Source organism: Streptomyces sp. NPDC034049, assembly GCF_055575575.1.
Genome location: NZ_JBVISJ010000020.1, coordinates 29,700 through 54,360 on the forward strand (window position 1 = coordinate 29,700; position 24,661 = coordinate 54,360).

17 protein-coding genes are annotated in these 24,661 nt (G+C 73.3%); 6 read left to right on the forward strand and 11 right to left on the reverse strand.

Going from position 1 to position 24,661, the window contains the following annotated elements:
• Nucleotides 1-3: 3 nt before the first annotated feature.
• Together ACZ52C_RS37505 and ACZ52C_RS37510 are read right to left on the reverse strand one after the other, a co-directional pair.
• On the reverse strand, nucleotides 4-606 hold the full coding sequence (locus tag ACZ52C_RS37505) for a (2Fe-2S)-binding protein (RefSeq protein WP_469079011.1): 603 nt from the start codon (nucleotides 604-606) through the stop codon (nucleotides 4-6).
• On the reverse strand, nucleotides 606-1,496 hold the full coding sequence (locus tag ACZ52C_RS37510) for an FAD binding domain-containing protein (RefSeq protein ID WP_469079012.1): 891 nt from the start codon (nucleotides 1,494-1,496) through the stop codon (nucleotides 606-608). The genes ACZ52C_RS37505 and ACZ52C_RS37510 overlap by 1 nt, the downstream gene beginning before the upstream one ends.
• 264 nt (nucleotides 1,497-1,760) lie before the next feature.
• Here ACZ52C_RS37510 and ACZ52C_RS37515 point away from each other — a divergent pair, with 264 nt between their 5' ends.
• Nucleotides 1,761-3,443: a PucR family transcriptional regulator gene (locus ACZ52C_RS37515; protein ID WP_469079013.1), complete on the forward strand. Its 1,683-nt coding sequence runs from the start codon at nucleotides 1,761-1,763 to the stop codon at nucleotides 3,441-3,443.
• 149 nt (nucleotides 3,444-3,592) lie between these two features.
• On the forward strand, nucleotides 3,593-4,369 hold the full coding sequence (locus ACZ52C_RS37520) for a hypothetical protein (protein ID WP_469079014.1): 777 nt from the start codon (nucleotides 3,593-3,595) through the stop codon (nucleotides 4,367-4,369).
• 225 nt (nucleotides 4,370-4,594) lie between these two features.
• Here ACZ52C_RS37520 and ACZ52C_RS37525 read toward each other — a convergent pair whose 3' ends face one another.
• Nucleotides 4,595-5,485 (reverse strand): GntR family transcriptional regulator, encoded by an 891-nt coding sequence (locus tag ACZ52C_RS37525; protein ID WP_469079015.1) that lies wholly within the window; start codon nucleotides 5,483-5,485, stop codon nucleotides 4,595-4,597.
• Between the two features lie 198 nt (nucleotides 5,486-5,683).
• Between ACZ52C_RS37525 and ACZ52C_RS37530 the strand changes: the two genes are divergently transcribed.
• Both ACZ52C_RS37530 and ACZ52C_RS37535 read left to right on the forward strand, forming a co-directional pair.
• On the forward strand, nucleotides 5,684-6,550 hold the full coding sequence (locus tag ACZ52C_RS37530; protein WP_469079016.1) for a (2Fe-2S)-binding protein: 867 nt from the start codon (nucleotides 5,684-5,686) through the stop codon (nucleotides 6,548-6,550).
• Between the two features lie 356 nt (nucleotides 6,551-6,906).
• On the forward strand, nucleotides 6,907-7,965 hold the full coding sequence (locus ACZ52C_RS37535) for a DUF2637 domain-containing protein (protein WP_469079017.1): 1,059 nt from the start codon (nucleotides 6,907-6,909) through the stop codon (nucleotides 7,963-7,965).
• A 116-nt stretch (nucleotides 7,966-8,081) separates the two neighbouring features.
• Here ACZ52C_RS37535 and ACZ52C_RS37540 read toward each other — a convergent pair whose 3' ends face one another.
• On the reverse strand, nucleotides 8,082-8,561 hold the full coding sequence (locus ACZ52C_RS37540) for an ATP-binding protein (protein WP_469079068.1): 480 nt from the start codon (nucleotides 8,559-8,561) through the stop codon (nucleotides 8,082-8,084).
• Between the two features lie 443 nt (nucleotides 8,562-9,004).
• Nucleotides 9,005-10,435 carry a protein phosphatase 2C domain-containing protein gene (locus ACZ52C_RS37545; protein ID WP_469079018.1) on the reverse strand — a complete coding sequence of 477 codons (1,431 nt, stop codon included), beginning with the start codon at nucleotides 10,433-10,435 and terminating at the stop codon, nucleotides 9,005-9,007.
• Nucleotides 10,436-11,767: 1,332 nt separating this feature from the next.
• On the opposite strand from ACZ52C_RS37545, the gene ACZ52C_RS37550 reads away from it, so the two are divergent.
• Both ACZ52C_RS37550 and ACZ52C_RS37555 read left to right on the forward strand, forming a co-directional pair.
• Nucleotides 11,768-12,751 carry a helix-turn-helix domain-containing protein gene (locus tag ACZ52C_RS37550; protein WP_469079069.1) on the forward strand — a complete coding sequence of 328 codons (984 nt, stop codon included), beginning with the start codon at nucleotides 11,768-11,770 and terminating at the stop codon, nucleotides 12,749-12,751.
• 45 nt (nucleotides 12,752-12,796) lie between these two features.
• Complete coding sequence (locus ACZ52C_RS37555; RefSeq protein ID WP_469079019.1) at nucleotides 12,797-13,279, forward strand: DUF456 domain-containing protein; 483 nt, start codon at nucleotides 12,797-12,799, stop codon at nucleotides 13,277-13,279.
• 34 nt (nucleotides 13,280-13,313) lie between these two features.
• Here ACZ52C_RS37555 and ACZ52C_RS37560 read toward each other — a convergent pair whose 3' ends face one another.
• From ACZ52C_RS37560 to ACZ52C_RS37585, 6 genes are all read right to left on the reverse strand, one after another.
• Nucleotides 13,314-13,814 (reverse strand): methylated-DNA--[protein]-cysteine S-methyltransferase, encoded by a 501-nt coding sequence (locus ACZ52C_RS37560; protein WP_469079020.1) that lies wholly within the window; start codon nucleotides 13,812-13,814, stop codon nucleotides 13,314-13,316.
• Nucleotides 13,815-13,831: 17 nt separating this feature from the next.
• Nucleotides 13,832-15,208, reverse strand: coding sequence for a DNA-3-methyladenine glycosylase 2 family protein (locus ACZ52C_RS37565; protein WP_469079021.1), 1,377 nt, complete (start codon nucleotides 15,206-15,208; stop codon nucleotides 13,832-13,834).
• A 141-nt stretch (nucleotides 15,209-15,349) separates the two neighbouring features.
• Nucleotides 15,350-16,477: a ribosome small subunit-dependent GTPase A gene (gene rsgA, locus ACZ52C_RS37570; RefSeq protein ID WP_469079070.1), complete on the reverse strand. Its 1,128-nt coding sequence runs from the start codon at nucleotides 16,475-16,477 to the stop codon at nucleotides 15,350-15,352.
• Between the two features lie 275 nt (nucleotides 16,478-16,752).
• Nucleotides 16,753-18,273 (reverse strand): cellulose binding domain-containing protein, encoded by a 1,521-nt coding sequence (locus ACZ52C_RS37575; RefSeq protein ID WP_469079022.1) that lies wholly within the window; start codon nucleotides 18,271-18,273, stop codon nucleotides 16,753-16,755.
• A gap of 215 nt (nucleotides 18,274-18,488) precedes the next feature.
• Entirely contained in the window at nucleotides 18,489-19,814 is a 1,326-nt protein-coding gene (locus ACZ52C_RS37580) for a radical SAM protein (RefSeq protein WP_469079023.1), read from the reverse strand.
• Nucleotides 19,815-20,124: 310 nt separating this feature from the next.
• Nucleotides 20,125-24,597 carry a discoidin domain-containing protein gene (locus ACZ52C_RS37585; protein WP_469079024.1) on the reverse strand — a complete coding sequence of 1,491 codons (4,473 nt, stop codon included), beginning with the start codon at nucleotides 24,595-24,597 and terminating at the stop codon, nucleotides 20,125-20,127.
• Nucleotides 24,598-24,661 lie beyond the last annotated feature (64 nt).

The window sequence follows — 24,661 nt, forward strand, 5'->3', positions numbered from 1 at the left end:
GGTTCAGACCCCTTCGGACTGCCGGGCGGCCGCGAGGCGGACCGCGTCCATGATCTTCTCGTAGCCGGTGCAGCGGCACAGGTTGCCCGACAGCGCCTCCCGGATGTCCGCGTCGCTCGGGTTCGGGGTGCGTTCCAGCATCTCGTCGGCCGCGACCAGCAGGCCCGGGGTGCAGAAGCCGCACTGCACGGCCCCGGCGTCGATGAACGCCTGCTGGATCGGGGAGAGTTCGGTGCCCGCGCCGGTCTGCGAGTCGGTGCCCCCGGCCGCCCACCGCTTGGCCTCGTCGAGCGAAGTCCCGCCCTGCGTGGGCGAACCGCAGGCACCGGACGCGCAACCGCCGTGCTCGGCCCGCTGCTTGGCGAAGTCCGCCAGCCCCTCCACCGTGACGACCTCGCGGCCCTCCACCTGTCCGGCGGCCACCAGACACGAACACACCGGGACACCGTCGAGGCGGACCGTGCAGGAACCGCACTCGCCCTGCTCACAGGCGTTCTTGGAGCCGGGCAGCCCCATTCGCTCCCGAAGCACGTACAGCAGGGACTCGCCCTCCCACACGTCGTCGGCTTCCTGCGGACGGCCGTTGACCGTGAAACTGACGCGCATTACGCGACTCCCTCCGTGCGGGCGGCGGTGCCGCGGTAGGACTCCCAGGTCCACATGAGCGTGCGGCGGGCCATGACGCCGACGGCGTGACGGCGGTAGCTCGCGGTGCCGCGGACGTCGTCGATCGGGTTGCAGGCGCCGGCGCACAGGTCCGCGAACTGCTTGGCGACCGACGGGGTGATGATCCGGCCGTTGTCCCAGAAGCCGCCCTCGTCGAGCGCCGCGTTCAGGAACTCCTCGGCGGCCCTGGCCCGGACGGGTGTGGGCGCGGCCGAGCCGATGCCGGTGCGGACGGTGCGCGTGGCCGGGTGCAGGGCCAGTCCGAAGGCGCAGACGGCGATGACCATGGCGTTGCGGGTGCCGACCTTGGAGTACTGCTGCGGCCCGTCGGCCTTGTCGATGTGCACCGCGCGGATCAGCTCGTCCGGCGCGAGGGCGTTGCGCTTGACGCCGGTGTAGAAGTCGTCGATGGGGATGAGCCGGGAGCCTCGTACGGACTCGGCCTCGACCTGGGCGCCCGCCGCGAGGAGGGCGGGGTGGGCGTCACCGGCCGGGGAGGCGGTCCCGAGGTTGCCGCCGACGCCGCCGCGGTTGCGGATCTGCGGGGAGGCCACCGTGTGCGAGGCCAGGGCGAGGCCGGGCAGCTCGGTACGGAGGTTCTCCATGATTTGGGTGTACGGGACGGACGCGCCGAGGCGCACCGTGTCCTCGCCGACCTCCCACTCGGAGAGTTCGCCGACGCGGTTCAGGTCGAGCAGGTACTCGGGCCGACGGTGGTCGAAGTTGATCTCGACCATCACGTCGGTGCCGCCGGCGATCGGCACAGCGGTGGGGTGCTCGGCCTTCGCGGCGAGCGCCTCCTCCCAGCTGGCGGGGCGAAGGAAGTCCATCTGACCGGCTCTCTTCTTCGTCTCGGATCGTTCTGTTCAAGCCAGATCGTGTGCGGCGGGCCCGGCTCGTCCATGCGCTGTTCATGTGTTCCGCACCTCAGTACACAGCGCCCTCCGCCACCCCGGTCAGTCACGAAAACCATGAAGGAGTTGGCTGGCCAGGGCGCGCATCTTGTAGATTCGTATGAACGGAGGCCCTCTGCAACCTCTGGGTATTCCCCTGGAAACATCCTTGTTCTCGACACAGGAACGGCGGCGACGAGAATGCGCCTGCGCGCACTGCTGGACACGGACGCGCTGGGTCTGCGGCTGCTCGGCGGCGGGGACGAGCTGGACCGCACCGTGCGCGGTGTGATGACCACCGACCTCAGAGACCCCAGCCGCTATCTCTCCGGCGGCGAGCTGGTGCTCACGGGCCTCGCCTGGCGCCGGGACGCCGCCGACTCCGAACCCTTCGTACGGCTCCTGGTCGGCGCCGGCGTCACCGCGCTGGCCGCCGGGGAGGCCGAGCTGGGCGACGTCCCCGAGGACCTCGTCGTGGCCTGCGCCCGGCACCGGCTGCCGCTCTTCGCGGTCAACGAGTCGGTGGCCTTCGCGACCATCACCGAGCACGTCGTACGGCAGGTCTCCGGCGAGCGCGCCGGCGACCTGGCGGCCGTGGTGGACCGGCACCGCCGGATGATGACCTCCGGCCCGGCGGGCGGCGGCCCGGACGTCGTCCTGGACCTGCTCGGCTCCGACCTGGACCTGCGCGCCTGGGTGCTCTCCCCCGCCGGCCGGCTCGTCGCGGGCCCCGAGGACGCCGGACCCGCCCTGCCCGCCGAGCTGTGCGCGCGGCTGGCCGCCGAGCATCTGGCGGCGACGCGCACCGGGCGGCGGGGACCGCACCGGGTGGCCGTCGGCACCACCACGTACTCCCTCTTCCCGATCGGCGGCGCGGGCCGGGGCACGGGCTCCGGCGGCGCCCCGCGCGACGCGCGCGAGACCCTGCTGTCGGACTGGCTCCTCGCGGTCGAGGCCGACGCCGGGGACTGGCCCGCCGAGCGGCTCGACCTGCTGCACGGCGTCACCCAGCTGATCGCGGTCGAGCGCGACCGCCGCGAGGCGGCCCGTACGGTACGGCGCCGGCTCGCCCAGGAGGTCCTGGAGCTGGTGCAGGCGGGGGCGGCCCCGGCCGAGATCGCGGCCCGGCTGCGGGTGGCCGCGCCGGTGCTGCTGCCCGGCCTCGGGGCGGCACCGCACTGGCAGGTCGTCGTGGCCCGGGTCGAGTGGGCGGGCGACGAGGTCGACAGCGGCCCGGTCACCCAGGCGCTCCTGGAGGAGATCCTCGTCGACCCGCTGTCCACCGGGCCCGAGCCCTCCGACCGCATCGCCGTCGCCCACACGGGTGAGGAGGCCATCGCCCTCGTCCCCCTCCCGGCGGTCTCCTCCGAGCACGACGGCTCCGAGTCCGGCATCCACGCCGACGCCCTCCTCGCGGCCGTACGGAACCCGCTGAGCGCCGGCCTCGACGACGACGGCCGGCTCACCCTGGGCGTCAGCGCGGCCGTGCACTCCGCCGAGGGGCTGCGCGGCGCCCTGGAGGAGGCCCGGCACGCCCGCCGGGTGGCGGCGGCCCGCCCCGGACGGGTGTGCGCGGCCGGGCACCAGGAGCTGGCCTCGCACGTCCTGCTGCTCCCCTTCGTCCCCGACGACGTGCGCCGCGCCTTCACGGCCCGGCTCCTGGACCCGCTGCGCGACTACGACCGGCGGCACCGCGCCGAGCTGATCCCCACCCTGGAGGCGTTCCTGGAGTGCGACGGCTCCTGGACGCGCTGCGCCGCGCGCCTCCACCTGCACGTCAACACGCTGCGGTACCGGGTGGGCCGCATCGAGCAGTTGACGGGCCGGGACCTCTCCCGGCTGGAGGACAAGCTGGACTTCTTCCTGGCCCTGCGCATGAGCTGAGCCCAGGGGGTGGTGGACGAAGATCAAGTGCGCCGTCCGCACCCCATGACTTTGTGAATTCCTTCACCCACCCCCTTGGCCGAGCCCCGGGATTCGTGCTGAGATGCCGCCACCACTCAAAGCTCAAGGACGTGCTCGGGGAGGGCAACGTGGCGCATACCGCCATGTCTGGTGACGGAACGACAGCCGGTGACGATCCACTCCAGACCGCGGTATGGCGGCTGCGCTCACGCGCCTGCTGGGTCGACGCGGCCGCCCTGATCGAGCCCGACGGTCCACGGGCCTCGCTCCAGCGGACCGCGCTGCTCGTCGAGCGCTGTCTCTACACCGAGCAGGGCTGGGAGGACGCCGAGGACGCGCTGCGCACGGCCGAGGCGCAGGCCCGCACCGACGACGAGCGCGGCGCGGCGGCCTGCGAGCGCGGTCAACTGGCGTACGCGGCCACGCTGCTCGGAGTCCGGGACCGCTCCGACGAGGCGCGGGCCGCGCTCGGCCGGGCGGCGGCACTGATCGCCCCCGGCGCGCCCGGCCGGGCCCTGCTCGACTTCCGGCGGGGCCTGCTCGCCGAGAACCTCGCCCGCTCCCCGCAGGCCGCGCGCGCCGCCTACCGCCGGGCCCACGCCGGTGCCACCGCCCATGACGACCTGCTCCTGCAGTCCTTCACCTGGCGCCATCTCGCCGGGCTCGCCCTGCGGGACGGGGAGTTGGCCGAGGCGCGGCACGGCTTCGCCGAATCCCTGCGCATCAGGGAGGAGTTGGGGTACCTCGTGGGTACCGCTCCCGCGCTCGTCTCCCTCGCCGAGACGGAGTCCGAACCGGAGGCGTCGCGGCTGCGCGAGGAGGCGGGGCGGTTGTTCCGGCTGCTGGGCGGGGTGCCGATCTGGCTGGCGAGGCAGCTGGCCCCACCACCGGCGGCGACGGCCTGACGGGGTGACGGCGCCTCATGGCTCGGGGGTGCGGGCGCGTCGGCGAGTGCGGGTGGGTGGGGGCTGGTCGCGCAGTTCCCCGCGCCCCTGAAAAGCAGGGGCCGCGCCCCGTGCTTTTCAGGCCCGCAGGGCCGTGGTCCTTCAGGCCCGCAGGGGCCTGATGCTTTTAGGGGCGCGGGGAACTGCGCGAGCAACCACGAACCACCCGCACCCGCCGGCGAACCCTCAGCCCCCCACCCCGAAGTGCCTCTCCACCAGACAGCACGCCGCCTCCAGGTCCCCCGCCACCAACGCGTCCAGCAACGCGATGTGCTCGGCGGCGTCAGCCATCAGTTCCACCCGGCCCCCGCTGCCGGACACCCCCATCTGGCCACCCCCCAGCGGCAGTTGCGTCCGCCGGTGGAGGTCGTCCGTGAGCTGCAGCAGCTGCTCGTTGCCGGACAGCCCCAGCACCCCCCGGTGAAAGGCCCGGTCCGCCTCCCCGTACGTCGCACGGCACCCGGAGGACGCCGCCCGCGCCGTCTCGTCGGCGAGGGGCCGCAGCTCGCCCCAGCGGTCCGCCGGCAGCGTCCGCGCGAGCCTCATGACCACCGGCACCTGGAGCAGCGCCCGCACCTCCGCCAGCTCGGCCAGCTCCCGGGCGCCCCGTCGTACGACACGGAAGCCCCGGTTGGGCACGACCTCGACGGCGCCCTCGATGGCCAGTTGCTGCATCGCCTCGCGCACGGGCGTCGCGGAGACCCCGAACCGCTCCCCCAGCGCGGGCGCGGAGTAGACCTCGCCCGGCGTCAGCTCCCCACCGGCGAGCGCGGCCCGCAGCGCGTCGAGGATCTGGCCCCGCACGGAGGCCCGCTGGACGACGGGACGCCCCTGGGCGCGCGGCAGCGGGATCGGGACCTCGCTGTGCGTGTGCTCGCCCCGGGCCGCGTCGGCGCCGGGCCCGATGTCGCCCCGACCCGCGGCCGCGGTGCCGTCCGCCGCGATACCTCGCTCCCGGTCGACGTCCGCGACCCCGGGCTGCGCGGGCACGCGGTACGCCGACGCCGGACGAGCGGCGGCGGGGTCCGGCGCGCTCATGGCCGTGGCCTCGCGCGGGCGCGGTCCGGCCTGCTCCACGGGTCCTCCTCCGAGCCGAGTCGAGTGTCGAACGGGTCGAGTAGCGCGGCCGACGGGGTACATGGGGGCGGTTAGGTCACTACTCGGGTTGTTACCGGTCGTAAAGCACCATAGGCGCACATGACCTCAGTTCAAACCTCGACCACCTCGGGTAAGGTAAGCCTTACTTGGCAGCGATGGTGAAACGGCGGTCTCCGTATGCCCCAGACAGCACCGGCACCGGCACCCACTTCACGCAGGTCGCCCCTGGCGGCGGCGTACACGCGCCTCACCGAGGTGCTGCCGATGATGAGCGTGACAGAACTCTCCCCCATGGAGCCATTGCCCGATGGTGAGGGGTGGGTCTCCGCCGCCGGACTGGCGGCGGCGGGAGCCGAACTCGACGCGTTCCTGGCGTGGGACGAGGCCCAGATACTGCGGGACCACGGCCGCGAGGGCCGCCCGGACGTGGTGGCGACCTTCGGACTGCACCGCTACTCCTGGTACGCCTGTCTGCTCTTCACGGTCCCCTGGTTCCTCCAGCGCCGGGTGCCGCGCTTCCCCGTCGAGCACGTGGCGTTCCAGCGCGAGCGGAGCCGGCTGGTGGTGCGCGGCGAAACGTTCAGCTGCCTGCCGGACGATCCGGCGGCCGGTGAACCCGGCGCCCGGGTCGTGGCGGACGAGGAGGCGCTGCGGGCCGAGGTGCGGGCCGCGTTCGCCGAGCACATAGAACCGGTGCTGGCCGGCTTCGGCCCGCGCATGCGGCGGCGCGGGCGGGCGCTGTGGGGCATGGCAACCGACGAGGTCGTCGAGGGCATCTGGTACATCGCCGAACTCCTGGGCCCCGACGAGCAGGAGCGCTGCCGGCGCGAGCTGGAACTGCTGCTCCCGGGCTCGACGCGGCCGTACGTGGGCGCGGCGGGCTTCCGTGAACTGACCGGACCCGGCGGCGAGTCGCTGCCTACCCGGGACCGGGCGAGCTGCTGCATGTTCTACACGCTGGTCCCGGAGGACACCTGCGTCACCTGCCCGCGCACGTGCGAGACGGAGCGGATCTCCAAACTCACGGCCGCCGCCACCGGTTGACGGCGCCTCACCGCAGGCCGGCGGACGGCGCTAGGGCGCGGCGGACGGCGCGAGGGCGACCCCCCGGCGATCGCCCGCGGCATGTGCCGTAAGATCCACTCCGGGTGGGGCCCCGTTGGGTTACAGGTGGTTCACAAATTCCTCACTTGTCGCAGGAACTTTCCGTGGAACCACTCGAACGGGTAATCTCACTCGCACTCAACTCCCGTCCCTCGCGCGGTAGTTCGAGCAGAATGCCGCCTGGCGTCACTCATTGCACTTCTTTGGCGGTCTCTTGCCCCGAAACCCCCTGAGGGCCGCGAGGATTGGGCCACTATGGCGGGCGTTACGCCCTATCCCAATGCAAGGGACCCCTGATGAGATTGACCGACATATCGCTGAACTGGCTGCTTCCGGGCGCCGTACTGCTCCTGGGCATGCTGGCGGCGGTTGCGGTGCTCGCGCGCGGCAAGCGCTCCGGGGAGCACGCGAAGACAGAGGATTCGTGGGAACGCAGCGAGGAGCGCCGCAGGCGCAAGGAGAGCCTCTACGGTCTCTTCTCCTACATCCTCCTCTTCTGCTGTGCCGCGGTCGCCGCCGCACTCTCCTTCCGCGGCCTGGTGGGCTTCGGTGAGCAGAACCTGGGCCTCACCAACGGGTGGCAGTACCTGGTCCCGTTCGGCCTGGACGGTGCCGCCATGTTCTGCTCGGTCCTCGCGGTGCGCGAGGCCAGCCACGGTGACGCGGCGCTCGGTTCCCGCATACTCGTGTGGACGTTCGCCGGTGCGGCGGCCTGGTTCAACTGGGTGCACGCGCCCCGGGGTCTCGGCCACGACGGCGCCCCTCAGTTCTTCGCCGGCATGTCCCTGTCCGCCGCGGTGCTCTTCGACCGCGCGCTGAAGCAGACCCGCCGGGCCGCGCTGCGCGAGCAGGGCCTCGTGCCGCGCCCGCTGCCGCAGATCCGGGTGGTCCGCTGGATGCGGGCCCCGCGTGAGACGTACAGGGCCTGGTCGCTGATGCTCCTGGAGGGCGTGCGCAGCCTGGACGAGGCCGTGGACGAGGTCCGCGAGGACAAGCGGCTGAAGGAGGAGAACCGGTCGCGCAAGCGCGAGCAAGAGCGTCTGGAGCGCGCCCACCTCAAGGCCATCAGCCGGGGCCACCGGGGCCTGCCCGGTCGTGGCGGCGGTGGCGGCGGTGGCGGACGCCAGGTCGACACCACCGTGGAGCGGGTGCCGGCGGCCCAGGTGGCCTCGGACTCCGCCATATCCACGCCGGAACAGCTGCCCGTGCGTACGCGTCCCTCCCTGCAGCCCGTCCGCAACGGCGCTGACAAGTCGATCACGGTCGACCTCACCGCGGAGGACGACACCATGGCCCTGCCGCGGCTCGACTCCCTGGAGCGCAAGCTCAAGGATCTGGAGCAGCAGTTCGGCTGAGCAGGACGAGCCACACATCGGACAGGGGCGCGGCAGAGAGCCGCGCCCCTGTCCGTTCGCCCACCGCGACGCCGATCCGGCGCACGCCGGTCCGGCGGAGGCCCGTCGGAAGAGCCCTAGGTCAGGCCGCCGTCGAGGTCGAACCACACCGACTTGCCCACGCCGTGCGACCGTACCCCCCAGGCGTCGGCGAGGGACTGGACGAGGAGGAGACCGCGTCCGTTCGTGCTGTCGTCGGCGGGCGGCACCCTCGGCTTGGGCCTGCGGCCCACGAAGTCCCGTACCTCCACGTGCAGTCCGCGGGGCGAGACGGTGGCGGTCAGCACCGCGTCGTGGTCGGTGTGGATGATCGCGTTGGTGACCAGCTCACTCGTCAGCAGCTCCGCTATCTCCGATCTGCCCGGTCGCCCCCATTGCCGCAGCAGCTCCCGCAGCGCCCTGCGGGCTTCGGGCACCGCCCTCAGGTCGGCCCGCCCGAGTCTGTGCCTGAGCTGTTCGGCGCCGGCCTTCTCCGCCGCCTCGCCGACCGCCTCCTCCACCTCTGCCGAGGAGGCCCCGATCGCCGTGGGACCGCCCCCTCGTGCCTGCCTCTTCATGACCCCCGCCCACGCGCCGATGACGATTCCCTCCTGCTCGAACACGTACACGGGGATCCATGCCCCGTCCGGATCGCGGCACTCATGTCGAATCGTGAGCGACCGTCCGTACGCTTTCAAACGCACAGAGTCAAGCCAGCTGCCGGTACCTCGGGAGAGCGCTTGCCGCCCCGTGAAACCACCGCACAGCCCTACGAACCCGGCCCCCGTCCCGCCCCGAACAGCCCTCGGCGCCCCCGGCCCTCGACCCCGACTGCCCACGCGGGGCTGCGGATCCAGCCGCATGCCACTGGGACGCGACAGCAGTGCGCGCGGTGTCTACCCCGGCCGGGGCGAGCCACGCACCCGATGATGTTGATTGGCCGGAATCGCGCGCTGGTACAGGCCAACTCACGGCCGAAAGCAGCCGATCGACGCCCGTCCGCGCCGGCCGGGGGCCGCCGTCAGGTCTCCCACACGGCGGCGGCCGTACGGTCGTCCGTGTACCCCTTGACCCTGACCTGGGCGTCGGCGAGGAAGGCGGCGAGACCGGGCGGTTCGGCGGCTCCCCAACGCGCCGCCAGATGCTCGGCGAGCGGCGGCTCCCCACGCAACGGTTCGGCCAGACCGCCGGTGCACAGCAGCAGGACGTCCTCCTCCCGGGCCACCGAGGCACGGAAGCGGAAGGGCTCACGGGGCGGGGCCGGAGCGGGCTCGTAGGGGCTCGGGGGCGTCGTGATGCCGAGGTCCATGGTGAGGCGGTCGCCGTCGGGGGTCTCGTGCGGCAGCGAGCCGAAGCCGACCACCGGGGCACCGGCCGTGTCGGCGACCCGGGGCTCTATGTCCTGCCACTCGCCGCCCCGCAGCCGGAACAGTCCGCCCGCGCCGACCCCGAAGAACACGCGCGTACGGCACCCGGGGTCGGCCGGGAGCAGCAGACAGCGCAGGCTCGCCGTGTACTCCTCCGGGTCGAGCCCCTGCTCCACGGCGCTGGCGCGGAGCTTGCCGAGGCTGCGGTCGGTGAGGCGGTGCAGCCCCGACTTCAGATCGCCGCGCCGGGCGGCCCGGATGTCCTCCACCAGCCGCACATGGCTCAGCCCGACGGCCCGGCCGATCCACCGGCACGCCTCCGCCGCCGCGCGGTGCGCTCCGGGGGTGGCCCGGGCGCCGGTCGCCATGGCCACCAGGACGAGTGCCTGTTCGCCGAGGCCGAAGCGGGCGGTGAGGAGCGCGTCGCGGCGCGGCTCGCCGCGGTAGCGCGCGGAGTCTCCGCGCAGCGACGCGGCGCGCAGCGTGCACGCCCCGTAGCGCGCGCCGTCCAGCACCGTGTCCGCCACCAGGTCGCCCAGGTCTTCCGGGTCCGCCGGCGGCAACGCGGTCGGCTCCGCGTCGTAGGTGGGCGGGCCGGACCCCACGTGCGCGACCCGCACCCGCCCGCTCTCGCCGACGAGCGACACCTCGTCGGCCTGGAGGGTAGGGATGTCGGAGGGTTCCGAAGGGGGCTGGGGGGCCGGGGAGGATGCGCCGGGTGGGGAGGTCGGCTGAGCGGGGATCGGCACCTGCGCACGGTGGGGGCTCCGGGCGGGCGGGCGGCGCCAGGGCGCGGCCGCGCGGAAGCCCGGGGGTGTGGGCCCAGGCGGGAAGGTCACGGGCCCCGACGGCTGGACCGACGGCGGCTCCCACGGCGCCGGCTGCGGAGTGAGCCCACTGAGCCGGGGGTCCCGGGCGGGCGGGGAGACCGACGAGCCGAGCGGTTGACGCGGTACGGCCGCGAAGGGCGACCGCGGACCGGACTCGCCGGACGGGGCGGCACCGCGCTCACCGGCCGAGTCGGTGTCGGCGCGGGACGGCCGGCGCGGGTCGGCGTCGACGGGACCGACGGGACCGGGGCTCACGGACGGACGCGGAGGAACAGCGGGCGGTGTGGCGCCGCTGCCGGCACCGGCCGGGCCGTGCGGGCCGACATCGACAGACGGCACCGGACCCGGGCCGGCGTCGACGGACGACGCAGGGGCAGGGCTGGACGACGGACGCGGAGGGGCAGCGGGGGGTGCGGGCGCGTCGTCGGGAGGGGTGGCCCGGTGTGCGGGCCGGTCGCCCCGGCGGTCTCGGTCGTCGCGGCCGGCGGGGTCGCTCGGCGGGCTCTGGGGCGGCACCCGGTCCGAGTGGGCGCCCGGTGAGCCCTGCGGTGGCACCCGGTCGGAGAGGGCACCCGGATGACCCGGGCGTGCGTCGTGCGGAGCCGTGTGCGGGGCGCCCGGCGAGTTCGCCCCGGCATCGGAGTCACCCGCCCCGCCCCACCCGCCTCCGGATCCGGCCGCGCGGCCCGAGCCGTCTCCGGCCGCCCCGCCCGGCCCACCTCTGACGGCCGGCGTACCCGGCACCGCCGCCCAGGCTCCCGACGTACCCGGCACGGCACCCCAGGCCCCTCGCGCGCCTGAGCCGTCCGAGCCACCACCTGAGCGACCTGAGCCGTCCGACGCACCCGACGCACCCGCAGGACGCATCGGCGTCGACGTGTCCGGCGCGGCCGGTGCCGGGCTCGCCGGGTCGGTCGGCCCGCCCGGCGCCGTCGGGGGCTCCGTTGGTGGCGGGTTCGGGGTTCCGTCCCTGACCGTGTTCGCCGCCGAGGCGAAGCGGTCGTCGAGGGAATCGGCCGCCACCGAGGGGCCCGTGTCCCCACTCGCGTCGTCGTACAACTGCCGCCACCAGTCGTCCTCGTGACCGGTCGGCCTCTCCCCCTGCTGACTCATGCCCCTAATTGTCCACCTCGGGAGCCGTATGAAAACGGGGCATCCGGAAAATCGTCCCGCGCGGCCGGCACCCCGTCGGCGTGTCGGACTACAGGCCGAACTCCGGTGCGAGGCAAGGGAGTCGAGAGGGCGGCGGGAGGCGGCGGGAGGATGGCATGAGATGAGGGAAATGCGACGGATCGGGAAGTATGGAGGGCGTGGGGGCGCCCGGGCCGGGGCGCCCCGGAGCGCGCTACGGAGCACGCTGTTCGGGGACCGCCGGGTGGTGCCACCCCCACAGGAGAAACCGCCCGGCGGCGCCGGGGCGACAGGCGCGCGGTGCGGGCGCGGGGGCCGGTCGGCCCGAGTGTGCGGGAGGTTCCTGGGATTTCGCTGTGCGACCCCGCCTGCCGGTTTGGCGCCCGGTGCGGTGATGATGGGCCGACGCGGAAGTGCGCCGAGGAGGCGCGGCGAGTGAGGGGCGGCGTCGCCAGGATGCTGGGAGCGATCGGTCTCGACGAGACGCACGAGTCGGCCTACCGGGCCCTGGTGTCCGTGGGCGCCGCCGACGTACCGGACCTGGCGCGCCGGCTCGCGCTCGGGGAGCACGACACCGAACGCGCGCTGCGCCGACTGGAGCGGCACGGTCTCGCCGCCCAGTCCTCCGCGCGCCCCGGCCGCTGGGTCGCCGCTCCCCCCGGCGTGGCCCTCGGCGCCCTGCTCACCCAGCAGCGGCACGAGCTGGAGAAGGCCGAGCTGACGGCGGCCCTGCTCGCCGAGGAGTACCGGGCGAACGCGGCCGAGCCCGCGGCGCACGACCTGGTCGAGGTGGTGATCGGCTCGGCCGCGATAGCGCAGCGCTTCCTCCAGCTCCAGCTCGGTGCCACGGAGGAGGTCTGCGCCATGGTCACCGGCGCTCCCATCGCGGTCTCCGGGCCGGAGAACAACCCCGCGGAGGAGCAGGCGACCGGTCGCGGCGTCGGTTACCGCGTGGTGGTCGAACGGGCCGTCCTGGACGAGGACGCCGGCCTGACCGAGCTGTCCGCCGCGCTGGGCCGGGAGGAGCGGGTGCGGGTGATGGACGAGGTGCCCACGAAGCTCGTCATCGCCGACCGGACGCTCGCCATGCTGCCGCTCACCACGCACACCGCCGAGCCCGCCGCGCTCGTCGTCCACGCGAGCGGCCTGCTGGAGCTGCTGTCGGGCCTGTTCGAATCGGTCTGGCGGCAGGCCCTCCCGCTGCGCCTGGGCTCCGGCCGGGTCATCGAGGACATCCCGGACGCCCCCGACGCCACCGATCTGGAGATCCTGTCGCTGCTGCTGGCCGGCATGACCGACGCGAGCGTCGCCAAACAGCTGGACCTGGGCCTGCGGACCGTGCAGCGCCGGGTGAAGCGCCTGATGGAGCTGGCCGGGGTGACGACCCGGCTACAGCTGGGCTGGTACGCGTACGAGCGGGCCTGGGTGACCCGGGACTGACACCCCTGACCTGCGTGTTCCCGCTGGGTCCGGCACCCTGGGCAGATGGGAGCGTGGGAACTCCTGCTGGTCGGGGTCGTGCTGCTGCTCGGCCTGTGCGGAGTGCTGGTGCCCGGTGTTCCGGGGTCCTGGCTCGTATGGGCCGGGGTCATGTGGTGGGCGCTGGAGGATCCGCGGCCCGTCGCCTGGTGGGTGCTGGTGGGCGCCACCACGGTGCTCCTCGCGTCCCGGGCGGTCCGCTGGGTCCTGCCGCCCCGGCGCCTGACGGAGAGCGGTGCCACCCCGCGCATGGGCGTGTACGCGGGGGCCGGGGCCTTCCTCGGCTTCGTCCTGGTGCCCGTGCTCGGCGCGATCCCCGGCTTCGTCGGCGGTATCTACCTCTCCGAACGGCTCCGCCTCGGCCACCCCGGCGCGGCGCGGGCGGCGACGCGCACGGCGATGCGCTCGGGCGGTTCGAGCGTCCTGGCGGAGCTCTTCGCCTGTCTGCTGGTGACGGGCGCGTGGGTGGGCGCGGCGTTCGGCGGCTGAGCCGACCGGGACAGCCACCGGCGAGCCGGGGCCGTCATGGCCGGAGCACGCCCTCCAGACCGAGGAGGAGGCGTTTGCGGTCGAGGCCGCCGGCGTATCCCGTGAGGGTGCCGTCCGCGCCGATCACCCGGTGGCAGGGGCGGACGATGAGGAGGGGGTTCGCGCCGATCGCGCCGCCCACGGCCCGGACGGCGGCGCGGGGTGCGCCGATCCGGGCGGCGACGGCGCCGTACGTCACGGTCGCGCCGAACGGGACGTCGTCGAGCGCGGCCCAGACCCGCCGCCGGAACTCGGTGCCCTCGCCGCGCAGCTCCAGCCGGAACTCCTTGAGTTCACCGGCGAAGTAGGCGGCGAGCTGCTCCTCGGCGGCCCGGAAGGGGGCGGGGTCGCGCAGCCAGCCCGGCAGCGGGACCCGGCCGCCCTTCTGCTCCGGCACGGAGAGGGAGGTGAGGGCACCGTGCTCGTCGGCGGTGAGGAGGAGTGGCCCGACGGGGCTGTCGACGACGGTGTAGTACGTCCGCTGCTCGGTGCTCACGGCTGAGCTCCCTGTGCTCATGGCTGAACTCCCTGTTCCAGTGTCCGAAGGTGTTGGACTGCGTACGACCGCCAGGGCCGCCAGGCGTCCGGTACGGCCTCGCCCGGGGGTGCCACGTCCGGGTCGCCGAGGGCGCGGGTGCGGATCTCGGCGACGGTACGGGCGTCCAGGCCGGGCAGCGCGAGGAGGGCCGCCTCGGTGGCGTCCCGGTCGGCGCCGACGTCGAGGCGGCAGGTGCCGTCGGCGAGGGCACGCGCGAGGGCGCCGAGCGGGCCGTCCGCGCCGGCCAGCGCTCCGGGTTCGGGGAACAGGTGCGTCAGGGTCCCCCGCGGGGCGTCCAGCGTCTTGCCGTACGCCCGCACGAGCCGTTCCGCCTCCGCGCGCCCGACGAGCGCCCGTACGGCGAACTCCTCCGGGTCGGCCGTGCCCGGTGAGCGCAGCCCCGGCCTGGCGGCGACGAGCGGGGCGAGCCGGGCGTCCTCGCCGAGGCGCTCGTCCACGGCGTACGGATCGGCGTCCAGGTCGAACAGCCGTCGCAGCCGCTGCACGGCGGTGGTGAGGTCCCGGGGGTCGGTGAGGTGGAGCCGGGCGTCGAGCCAGCCGCCGGACCGCCCGGCGGGGCGGCCCCCCGGTCGCTCGTCGACCTCGGCGATGCCGGTGCCGTACGGGAGGCGGAGGGTGCGTCGGTGGGTGCGGTGGCCGCGTACGCCGGTCGTCTCCTCGACGCCGGTGACGGTCTCGGCGGCCAGGACGTCGAAGAGGGCGCTGGACCGGTACGGGCCCCGGTACGCGAGCCGGAGCGGGATGCCGGTCGTGGGCGGGCCGGCGGACCGCCGGGGTGCGCCGGCGCGCAGGGCGCTGGGTGTCATGGCGTACACCGCGCGGATCGTGTCGTTGAACTGGCGCACGCTGGCGAAGCCGGACGCGAAGGCGATCTCGGTGACCGGGAGAGCGGTGGTGCGCAGCAGGACGCGGGCGGTGTGCGCCCGCTGGGCGCGGGCCAGGGCGACGGGCCCGGCGCCGACCTCGGCGGTGAGCTGTCGCTGGACCTGGCGTGCGCTGTACCCGAGCCGCACCGCCAGCCCGGCGACGCCCTCGCGGTCGACGACGCCGTCCCCGATGAGCCGCATGGCGCGGCCCACGGAGTCCGCGCGCACGTTCCACTCGGCCGAGCCGGGCACGGCGTCCGGACGGCACCGTCGGCAGGCCCGGAACCCGTCGCTCTGGGCGGCGGCCGCGGACGCGTAGAAGCGGACGTTCTCCCGTTTCGGCGTCACCGCCGGGCAGCTCGGCCGGCAGTAGATCCCGGTCGTCCGGACGGCGAAGAAGAACTCCCCGTCGAACCGGCCGTCCCTGCTCCGCACGGCCTCGTACCTGGTGTCTTCGTCCTTCATGTCCTCAAGTGTCGACGACGCGGAGGCGGCGGGCTGGCGGTATTCGGACACTGCGCCCCTGAGAGGCAAGGGGCGCAGCCCCTTGCCTCTCAGGGGCGCGGGGAACTGAGCGACAAGCCCCCACTCACCCGCGCCTGGGATTCACCTCGAACCACCCCGCTTCGCCTCCATCGCCGCGCGCCCCTGCGCGCCCTTCCGCTTCCACTCCTTGCGGATCTCCGCCCGCAGTCGCGCGTCGCTCTTGGCGACGATCCGCTGGTTCTCGCGGAGCAGCTTGCGGTAGCTCTCGAGCCGCCGCTCGGGCAGTTCACCGGACTCGACCGCGCCGAGGACGGCGCAGCCGGGCTCGGCGATGTGCGCGCAGTCGTGGAAGCGGCAGTCCGCGGCCAGTTCCTCGATCTCGGCGAAGACCTGTCCGACGCCGGTCTCGGCGTCCCACAGGCCGACGCCGCGCAGCCCGGGTGTGTCGATGAGGACACCGCCGCCGGGCAGGACGAGCAGGTTGCGGGTGGTCGTGGTGTGCCGTCCCTTGCCGTCCACGTCGCGGGTGGCCCGGACGTCCATGACGTCGTCGCCGAGCAGCGCGTTGGCGAGGGTCGACTTGCCCGCGCCGGACTGCCCGAGCAGGACGGAGGTGCCGCCGGCGAGCACCGCGGCGAGGACGTCGAGACCCTCGCCGTGGGTGGAGCTGACCGTCAGCACGAGGACACCGGGCGCCACGGTCTCCACGTCCTGCACGAGATGCCCCAGGGTGACGGCGTCCGGCACCAGGTCGGCCTTGGTGAGGACGACCACCGGCTGGGCCCCGGACTCCCAGGCCAGCGCGAGGAACCGTTCGACCCGGCCGAGGTCGAGTTCCACGGCGAGCGACACGGCGACGACCGCGTGGTCGACGTTGGCGGCGAGGATCTGTCCCTCGGCGCGCTTGGAGGAGGTGGAGCGGACGAAGGCGCTGCGGCGGGGCAGGTATGTGCGGATGTAGCGGGGGTCGCCCGCGGGTTCCACGGCGACCCAGTCGCCCGTGCAGACGACCCGCATGGGGTCGTGCGGGGTGACGAACGCGGTGTCGGCCCGCAGCGGACCGTCGGCGGTGACGACGTCGCACTGCCCGCGGTCGACCCGGACGACCCGCCCGACGAGCAGGCCCTCGGCGGCGTACGGGGCGAAGGCGTCCGCCCAGAAGTCGTCCCAGCCGAAGGGGGCGAGGGCGGACACGGACGCGGAGACCCATGAGGAGACGGATCCGGAGGTGGAGAGGGAACCGGAGATGGAGCCGGAGGAAGTCAAGGGAGACCCTTCACAGGGTGGCCCCGGCGGTCGTGCAGGACGCAGGTGTCAGCCGGTGACCACGGAGGTGGACTGGATGGATTCCTGGATGCGGGCAGCGCCCGTCGCAATGACAGCCATCGGTCGACACCTCCTGTCTCACTCGTGGTCGGCGACGGCGGCCGGAACGGCCGCCGTGCTTGGTGGTCTCACCCTAGCGGGGGCCCGAGGACCCCCGTCAACCGATTTTTCGCGGCGCTCTCCGCCGCGCCCCGCGCTCAGTCCGCGCGGTCGCACTTCTTCCCGTTGAGCGTGAAGTTCACGGGGACGGGGTTGTCGTAGCCCTCCCAGATGCCGAGGAAGCCGACGCCGAAGGTGCCGCCCGCGGCGACGGTCTTGTTGTAGTCGGCGGAGGTGGCGGTGACCTTGGAGCCCTCCTGGTCGAAGGTGCCGTCCCACATCTGGGTGACGCGCTGCTCGGCCGCGTAGGTCCAGCCGATGTGCCAGCCGTCGAGGGCCTTGGTGGAGGTGACGGTGACGGCGCCCTGGAAGCCGCCGGGCCATTCGTTGACGACCTGGTAGCGGACGTGGCAGGTGGCGTCGGACGACTTGCCGGGTTCCACCGGCCGGTGGGTGACGCGGGCGGGCGTCGAGGAGTCGCCCTGGGGTTCCTCGTGGCTGTTGCCGCCCTCGTTCTTGTCGCCCTTGTCGCCGGAGCCGGTCTCCTCGGGCCGCGACGTGCTCTGCAGCTCGGAGGAGTCGCCGCCGGACGGCGCCCCGGTCACCGGGAACCTCGGGTCCTGCTGCACCACCGGCGACTCCCGCGCGGAGGAGCCCTCGACGACGGGCTCGTCGTCGCCGAACGGCATGAGGGAGACGGCGAGCGCCAGCACGGAGACGAGACCGGCTCCGGCGAGCAGCCCGTTCCGGCTGAACCGGGGCCGCGGTTCCCGGCCCGGCGAGAGTCCCCGGTCGGTGCCGCTGGCGTCGGCGCGCCCGGGGAGCAGCCCGGCGTCGGCCGCGCGGCGGCGGCGTTCCAGGTAGGCGAGTCCGCCCCAGCCGATCACGCCGCCGGCGAGCGCGGCGGGCAGGCCGCCGCCGTGCAGGCCGAGGCAGCCCGCGGCCTCGGCGCACTGCACACAGGTGGCGAGGTGGCGGGAGAGGTCGTCGGGGGTGCCGGTGCCGGGCGAGCGGGTCACCGCGTCCAGCAGCCGGGCGTAGGTGCGGCAGTCGGCGTGCAGCGGCGCGTCGAGCTGGCCGCGGTGGCAGCGGTCCCGGAACAGCGCCCGGACCTGGTCGAGTTCGGTCCTGGCGACCGCCGGGTCGAGGCCGAGCCGGCGGGCCACCGAGCCGAGCGGCAGCGACTCGACCTCGGCCAGCCACAGCAGGGCCGCGTCGGGTTCCTGCATGTCCCGCAGGGCGCGCAGGGCGAGCGGGCGGTACAGCGGGGGGCCGGTGTAGCGGGCGGCCTTGTCCGAGTTGAGCCAGAGGCGCAGCTGGGGGTCGAGCCGGTGGCCCTCGCCGCCCGTCTCCCAGGCGGTGGCGGTGGTCCTGACCCAGGTCAGGAGGAACGGTATTCGAGGCAGGCGCAGGGCACGCCGACCGGCGCCCCGGTCGGCCCCCGCCTCGGACTCCAGGGCGCGTGCCTCGTGCATGCCGTTCGTGAAGGCCTCGGTGGCCAGTTGGGTCGCCGCGGCCGAACCGGACGTGCACAGGTCGGCGTACGACAGGACCGCGTCCCAGCACTCCGAGAACAGCGCGGCCTCGGCGGCGTCCTGGGGCTTCGGCAGGTCGGGCATGGGTCTCCTGCATCCAACAGAGCGAGGGGGGAAGTATGCAAAAGTAGTCAACTGCCCTTTAGATCCAAGGGAGTTGGGGGGACCACCTTGCGGTGCCCCAGAGCTTTTCACGCTTCCCACACAACTGACAAGCTGCGTCTTCAAATGCGGTTACCAGCGGTCACACTGTGGAGTTGTACGTACGCCGACGCCGATCGACTCAACCGCCACAGGAGTTACTCGGCGGGAACCTCCTCGACGGCCGGCAGGCTGTCCATGAAGGAGCTGACGGAGAAGACGGCACGGCCGGGTCCGGGCGGACCGTATCCGGGCGGCGACGACAGCCCGAACTCGTCCATGGTGGCGCGGTAGGCCTGCAGCAGCCGGATGTGGTACTCCAGCGGCGCGCCCTGCGGGTTGGCCTTGCCGAGCGGGGTGGTGGGCTCCGGGCACCAGGTGGTGAAGCGGGGCGTGATGCCCTGCGACATGAAGAAGCGCAGGCCCTCGGTGGTCGACGCGATCGCCTCGTCGACCGTCTTGAAGCCGAAAGGCTCGGCCATCTCCACGCCCGCCACGAAGTTGGGGATCACATTGCGCGCGCCGAAGACACCGGCGGAGTCCAGGATCCGCTTGTGCCACTCGTCGCGGCCGACGTACCGCTCCTTGCCGGGGCAGTACATCTTGAAGAGGTACTCGTCCCAGACCTCGTAGTTGGGGTGGTAGATCTTCACGCCGTAGTCGTGGAAGCGCTTGACGTCGTCCAGCGGCAGCGCCTGGGCGACGACCTTGCCGATCCAGCGGTCCGGGAACCGCTCCTCGATGGCCTTGGCGTAGTGGCCGTAGAAGTCGGCCTCGTCGCGGCCCGCGACCGTCTTGGTGATGGCGCCGCCGGTGAGCGTGTACGCGGTGGAGGTCTTCGCCGTGTCGTAGCGGTCGATGATCTCCAGGGCCTCCAGGACCTCGTCGACGTCCTTCACGCCCGTGTACGGCCGGCCCGCCGCCTTGTGCTGGCGCCAGTTGTGGTTGATGTCGCAGTACTGGCACTCCTCCTTCGCGCCGAAGTACTGGCAGACACGGAAGACGGTCAGATAGATGAGGTAGCCCCACTGGATGGTGGGGGCCACCTCCATCACGGACTTCCCGTTGGAGAGGGTGTGCTTGTAGTACTCCGGCATCGGCGGGACGCCGACGTCCGCGATGCGCTTGCCGTCGAGGTAGAGGCCGAGGAGGCCGTCCTGGTCGGCGGCCACGCGGTAGGGCGAGGACGGGTTGACCCGTACGGAGACGACCGTGCGCCGCAGGTCGTAGGGACCGCCGGTGAGGATGATCTCCTCCGGCGGGCGGCGCAGGGCGGCCTCGCCGAGCTCCGGGAGGGTGCCGTGGTCGAAGGAGAAGATGAAGTACGACTTCGGCTTGACCTCGCCCTTCTCGTTGTCGCTCAGCGCGGAGGCGTCGAAGGCCACGCCGCCCCTGAGCAGGTCCTCCTTGAAGACGGCTTCCCGTGGCACGTGCGGGAACCTCTCCATCAGGTCCTCCACCAGTGCGGTGCGGCTGCCATCCATCCCGTTGTCTCCTCGCTCCCGACGTCGCGTGGGGGTCGCCCGTGCGCGAATCCCCACGGTATGCCTCCGGCGGTCGGCGGGAGGGAGCGGGGGGTTGTTCGGGGGTGGCGCCCACCGGGGCGGGGGTGCGTTTCTCGTCGGCGGGTGCGGGTGGGTGGGGCTTCTCGCGCAGTTCCCCGCGCCCCTGAAAAGCAGGGGCCGCGCCCCGTGCTTTTCGGCCCGAAAGGGCCGTAGGCCCTTCAGGGGCGCGGGGCGCGGGGAACTGCGCGATCAGCCACGAAGCACCCGCACCCGCCGACGCACCCCGGACTCACTCTTCCGCCGCGTAGTACCAGAACTCCACCTCGGTCAGGTTGCAGCGGCCGTTGTGGGTGTCGTGGAGGCGGAGCAGCCGGTACGTCGCCGTCGTCGGCAGGGCCGCCTCGTACCATGTGCCGTCCGTCGTCGTGCCGATGGTGTGCAGGTCGGTCCAGGTCGCGCCGCCGTCCGTGGAGCCGCGCAGCACCGTGCCGGTCGCCCGTGTCGCGAACCCGGCGCGCGGCAGGACCCGGAGCCTGTCGACCCGCAGGGTCCCCCCGGCGCCCGCGTCGATGTCGATCCAGCTGTCGGCCGCGAGGGTGTCCGTGTAGGTGGCGGGGTCGCCGTCGAAGGCCCTCCAGCCGTTGGCGGCCTGCGTCCCGGTGCCGGGCCAGGCGATGGTCGACGCCTTCACCATCGACGCGGTCACCTCGGTGCGGCGCAGCAACGTCTCGCGGGAGGCGAGCAGCTCGTACGCCGCGTACACCTCGTCGATCCGGGTGTCCTCGTCCTTCCCGGTCTCCGCCTCCACCCGGTCGAGTTCGGCGGTGAAGGCCGCGTGGCTCTTCCTCGTCCACTCGGCCGGGTCGGTGGCGCGCGCCCGTGCGAGGACGTCGGCGAAGGTCTCGGCGACGGCCACGGCGGGCGCGGAGACCCGGGTGCCGCCGCTCACCAGGGCCGCCGTGACCCGGTAGTACCGCCTGCCGTGCCGCAGCCCCTTGTCGTCGTGGACGAGGGACCGGGTGTCCTTGGCGAGCACGTCCCAGGTGTCGCCGTCCGTGGAACGCTCCAGGGTGAACGCGAGCGCGTCCTCCGGCTTGCCCCAGCGGGCGGTGACGGTGTCGCCGTCCCGCTCCAGGGCGACGAGCAGCGGGGCGTTCCCGAGGCCGTCCACCTCCACCTCGGCGAAGACCGCGTCGCCCGTGGCCACGACGCCCGCGTGCACCGCGTACGGGAAGGGGCAGAAGAGGCTGCCGACCGTCACCCAGGTACGGCCGTCGCCCGACACCTGGCCGTGCACCCGGTGGGTGGTGAGGTCGCGGACGAGCCGGAGGTACGGGGTGGCGGCCAGGGTGCGGCCGGGGAGAGGCCGGGTGATCGGGGAGCGGAGGTCGTCCTGCCAGTCGTGGCGGCTGTCGCGGGTGCGGTGGTGCAGGACGAGTCCGCCGTCGGCGTCGGCGCCGAAGTACACGTGCCGGGTGTCGGCGGTGAGCCGGTCGCGGAGCATCAGGCCGGTCGCGGGGCCACGGGCGGTGTCCACGCGGGCCGTGAGCGTGAAGCCGCCCGTCGCCGGGCGGTTCACGAAGTGCAGCGCGTCGTCGATGTCGCGGGAGGAGACCCGGTAGTCGTCGCCCTCGCCGAGGCCGTCTCCGTGGGCGCCGAGGACGCGGACGGTCGAGCCGCGCACGACCGCGCTGCCCTCACGGGCGTGCTGGAGGGCGTCGTCGCGCCAGCCGGTCCGGCGCACCCCGGGCGAGGCGGTCCGCTTCAGCTCGGTCTCGATCGCGTACGACGCCGGGGCCCGGCCCGCCGGGTTCACCGCCGTGACCGTGTAGAAGCGGGGCTCACCGGGCCGCGCGGACGTATCGACGAAGTGCCGGCCCTTCACCCCGGCGGCGATCAGCTCGTAGGGGCCCTTGCGTCGGGTCGCCCGGCGTACCTCGTAGTGCGTGGCGCCCGCCGCGGCCTGCCAGGTGACCAGGACCGAGCCGTCGCCGGGCAGGGTGTGGACGAAGTCGACGGGGGAGGGCGGGAGTTCGGTGACGGTCTCCGACTCCAGGCGCAGCACCAGCCCGGTCATGGGCGGCACGCTGACCTTGCCGCCGCGCACCGGCAGCCTCCGGCCGCTCACCAGGTCGAGGACGCCCGTGCCGCCGCCCGGCACCGCCACCCGGTGGGTGCGCTCGTTCCCGTACGCCTTCCGTGTCGTGTTGACGGCGAAGAGGTAGCGGCCGTAGCGGGCCGTGAGGAGGTCGGGGTAGCCCGAGTAGGCGTGGTCGGCCTCGAAGTTCTCGCGGTGGACCGTCCCCACGCCGGGCTGGAAGGTGATGGGGGCGATCTCGCCGGCGAGGGCCTGGAGGGCGGTGGAGTCGCCCGTCTGCTGGTCCTCCATGAAGTCGACGTCGATGTTGTCCATGCGGGCCCAGTAGTCCTCGTACCGGAAGAGCCCCTCGGTGTGCAGCTGGACGATGTGGTCGCGGTCGGGGTGGCGGACGTGGAGGCGGCCGTTGCGGGCGAAGCCGCGCTGGCGTTCGTTGAGGTGGCCCCACAGATGGGTGTCGCCGTCGCGCAGGGAGACGAACATGCAGTCCACGTCGACCAGGGCGAAGCGCTCGTAGTCGGCGGTGCGCACACCGAGCGCGGTGAGTTCGGCGGGGGTGTAGTAGGCGAAGTCGGTGTGCGGGTGGACGATGCCGGTCGGTTCCTGGTTCTTCAACCAGCCCCAGGTCTCGCCGAGTTCGAGGTCGTACCTGTTCTTCGACTTCACGGCGGAGAAGTTGGCGAAGTACTGGTGGTCGGCGATCTGCTGCTGGGCGAAGCCCACGGCCTCCCGGGCGTACCGCCGGGTGCGGCTCCACTGCTCGCCGGCGTACCGCTCGGGGTGCTCGGCGATGTGGTGGGCGAGGGAGACGTAGTGGAGGAGCTTGCCCTCGGAGATGCGCAGGACGTAGCCGGGGAAGCCGGGGAAGTTGGTGTTGCGCTCGTCGACGACCATCTCCATGCGCATGGTCCGCTTGAGGTCGTCGTCGAGGTCGGTCATCCGGGCGTGCGAGCGGGCGTGCAGATTGCGCAGCGCCAACTCCAGGATCCTGTCGTTGAGTTGTTCGTCGCCCTCGTGGCCCCAGGTGCGGTGGAACCACTCGGGGAGGTAGTTGGTGGCCTCGCCGTAGTTGGCGACGTAGCCGTTCTCGCGGGTGTGGCCGGCCTCGGTCATGGTCGTGTAGTGGGTACCGAGGGGGAGGCGGCGGACGACGTCGCCGTTCTTGTCGAGTTTGGAGCGGGCCAGCCCTTTGATGACGTACGTGACGTAGTCGTCGGTCCAGCGGGCCGTGGTGTCGTGCTGGAAGAGGGAGTGGAAGAGGTCGAGGTCCTGACCGTCGGGGCCGACCAGCACCTCCTCGCCGAGGAAGGGCTCCCAGCCGAGGGCCTCGCCGACGATGCGGTGACTGCGCTCCCGCCCCTCGTAGTACGGGGACCCGATCACCCGTAGGCCCTCGTGGGCCTCCCAGGCGCCCTCGTACGTGTACATCACCTGGTTGTAGATGTAGGAGAGGCGGGAGCGGGCGTAGTCGAAGTTGGCCTTCAGGACGCGTTCCCAGGCGGCGCGGCGGGTGAGGGGGCCGCCGTCCCGGCCGACGCCCGCGAGGGAGGTGGGCCCTTCCTCGGTGTCGGTGACGAACGGCTCGTCGAGGAAGTCCTCGAAGGCCTCGCGGCCGTGGACATCGTTGTCGTCGATGACGTTCTCGACCAGGTACAGCGCCTGGCCGAGCGCCCCGTAGTAGCCGCCCCAGTCGCCCTGGTGTCCGCCCCAGGCCAGCAGCTTGGTGTTCCGGTAGTAGTCCTTGGTGTGGTTGTCGACGCACTTGAAGACCCGCAGCAGCGCTGCCCTCCGGGCCGCCGGGGTCTTCGCCGGGCACCAGGAGGCACGGGCCAGCGCGCCGGCGTAGAAGAACAGCTCCTCGACGTAGCGGACGATGGACAGCCTGCCGTCGGCGGTCGCGTCCACCTTCGCCGAGAGGGAGTCGAAGAGCTTCACCTGATCGGCGACATAGCCGTCGACGAGTGTCTGCCTCGCGGTGTCGTCGAGGTCGGCGACGGTGGCGGTGGGCGGGGTGAACTCGGTCCGGGGATCGTCGCCGAGGTCGAGGTGGCTGCCGGTGTGGGTGTAGGCGCGGTAGTAGCCACGGGAGTTCGCGGTCACCTTGCCGGAGAAGGCGCTGTCGTAGGTGCGCAGGGTGATCTCGGCCCGGGTCCGGCCGCGGGTGTGCTCCAGCGGCAGCATGATCGTGGCGTAGAAGAAGCGTCCGGGGAGGGGCCGGCTGGTGCCGGTGTTCAGGGCCTCGTAGTCGCCGGAGCGGCGGTAGCCGATCTGCTCGCCGTTGATGTACGCGATCGTCTTGTACGTGGAGGTGTCGCCGCCCCAGAACTTCACGGTGAGGTGGTTCTGGTGGACCGGGTCGACGGCGACGGTGAAGCGGAGGTCGCCGCCCTTGACGCCGGGGGTGGCGAGGGGCCTCGCGACCCGTGCCCGGTCCCCCGCGTGGCCGTCGACGACCTCGGTGTCCGGGCCGTGGAAGTCGTGGGCCGCCTCGGAGTCCGCGTCGCCGAAGTCGACGAGGTCCAGCCGCCCCGCGCCGCCCGCCGTGGCGCCGGTCCCCCGCTCGGGCACGTCCTCGGCGGCGGCCGGGGACCAGGCACCGGCGAGGGCCAGTGTGCCGGTGCCCGCTGCGGCCGTGGTCAGGACGGATCTTCTGGAGACGGGCATGCGGAGTCCTCCCGGCCGGGGCGCACAGTAGTAAACGTTCTCTGCGGACGGTAGGGGGCTCCGG

Bases quoted from the DNA above. Each gene is read 5' to 3' on its own strand.
- ACZ52C_RS37505 (WP_469079011.1), bottom strand. From the start codon at position 606: ATGCGCGTCAGTTTCACGGTCAACGGCCGTCCGCAGGAAGCCGACGAC.
- ACZ52C_RS37510 (WP_469079012.1), bottom strand. From the start codon at position 1,496: ATGGACTTCCTTCGCCCCGCCAGCTGGGAGGAGGCGCTCGCCGCGAAG.
- ACZ52C_RS37515 (WP_469079013.1), top strand. From the start codon at position 1,761: ATGCGCCTGCGCGCACTGCTGGACACGGACGCGCTGGGTCTGCGGCTG.
- ACZ52C_RS37530 (WP_469079016.1), top strand. From the start codon at position 5,684: ATGCCCCAGACAGCACCGGCACCGGCACCCACTTCACGCAGGTCGCCC.
- ACZ52C_RS37535 (WP_469079017.1), top strand. From the start codon at position 6,907: ATGAGATTGACCGACATATCGCTGAACTGGCTGCTTCCGGGCGCCGTA.
- ACZ52C_RS37540 (WP_469079068.1), bottom strand. From the start codon at position 8,561: ATGAAGAGGCAGGCACGAGGGGGCGGTCCCACGGCGATCGGGGCCTCC.
- ACZ52C_RS37550 (WP_469079069.1), top strand. From the start codon at position 11,768: ATGCTGGGAGCGATCGGTCTCGACGAGACGCACGAGTCGGCCTACCGG.
- ACZ52C_RS37555 (WP_469079019.1), top strand. From the start codon at position 12,797: ATGGGAGCGTGGGAACTCCTGCTGGTCGGGGTCGTGCTGCTGCTCGGC.
- ACZ52C_RS37565 (WP_469079021.1), bottom strand. From the start codon at position 15,208: ATGAAGGACGAAGACACCAGGTACGAGGCCGTGCGGAGCAGGGACGGC.
- ACZ52C_RS37575 (WP_469079022.1), bottom strand. From the start codon at position 18,273: ATGCCCGACCTGCCGAAGCCCCAGGACGCCGCCGAGGCCGCGCTGTTC.
- ACZ52C_RS37580 (WP_469079023.1), bottom strand. From the start codon at position 19,814: ATGGATGGCAGCCGCACCGCACTGGTGGAGGACCTGATGGAGAGGTTC.
- ACZ52C_RS37585 (WP_469079024.1), bottom strand. From the start codon at position 24,597: ATGCCCGTCTCCAGAAGATCCGTCCTGACCACGGCCGCAGCGGGCACC.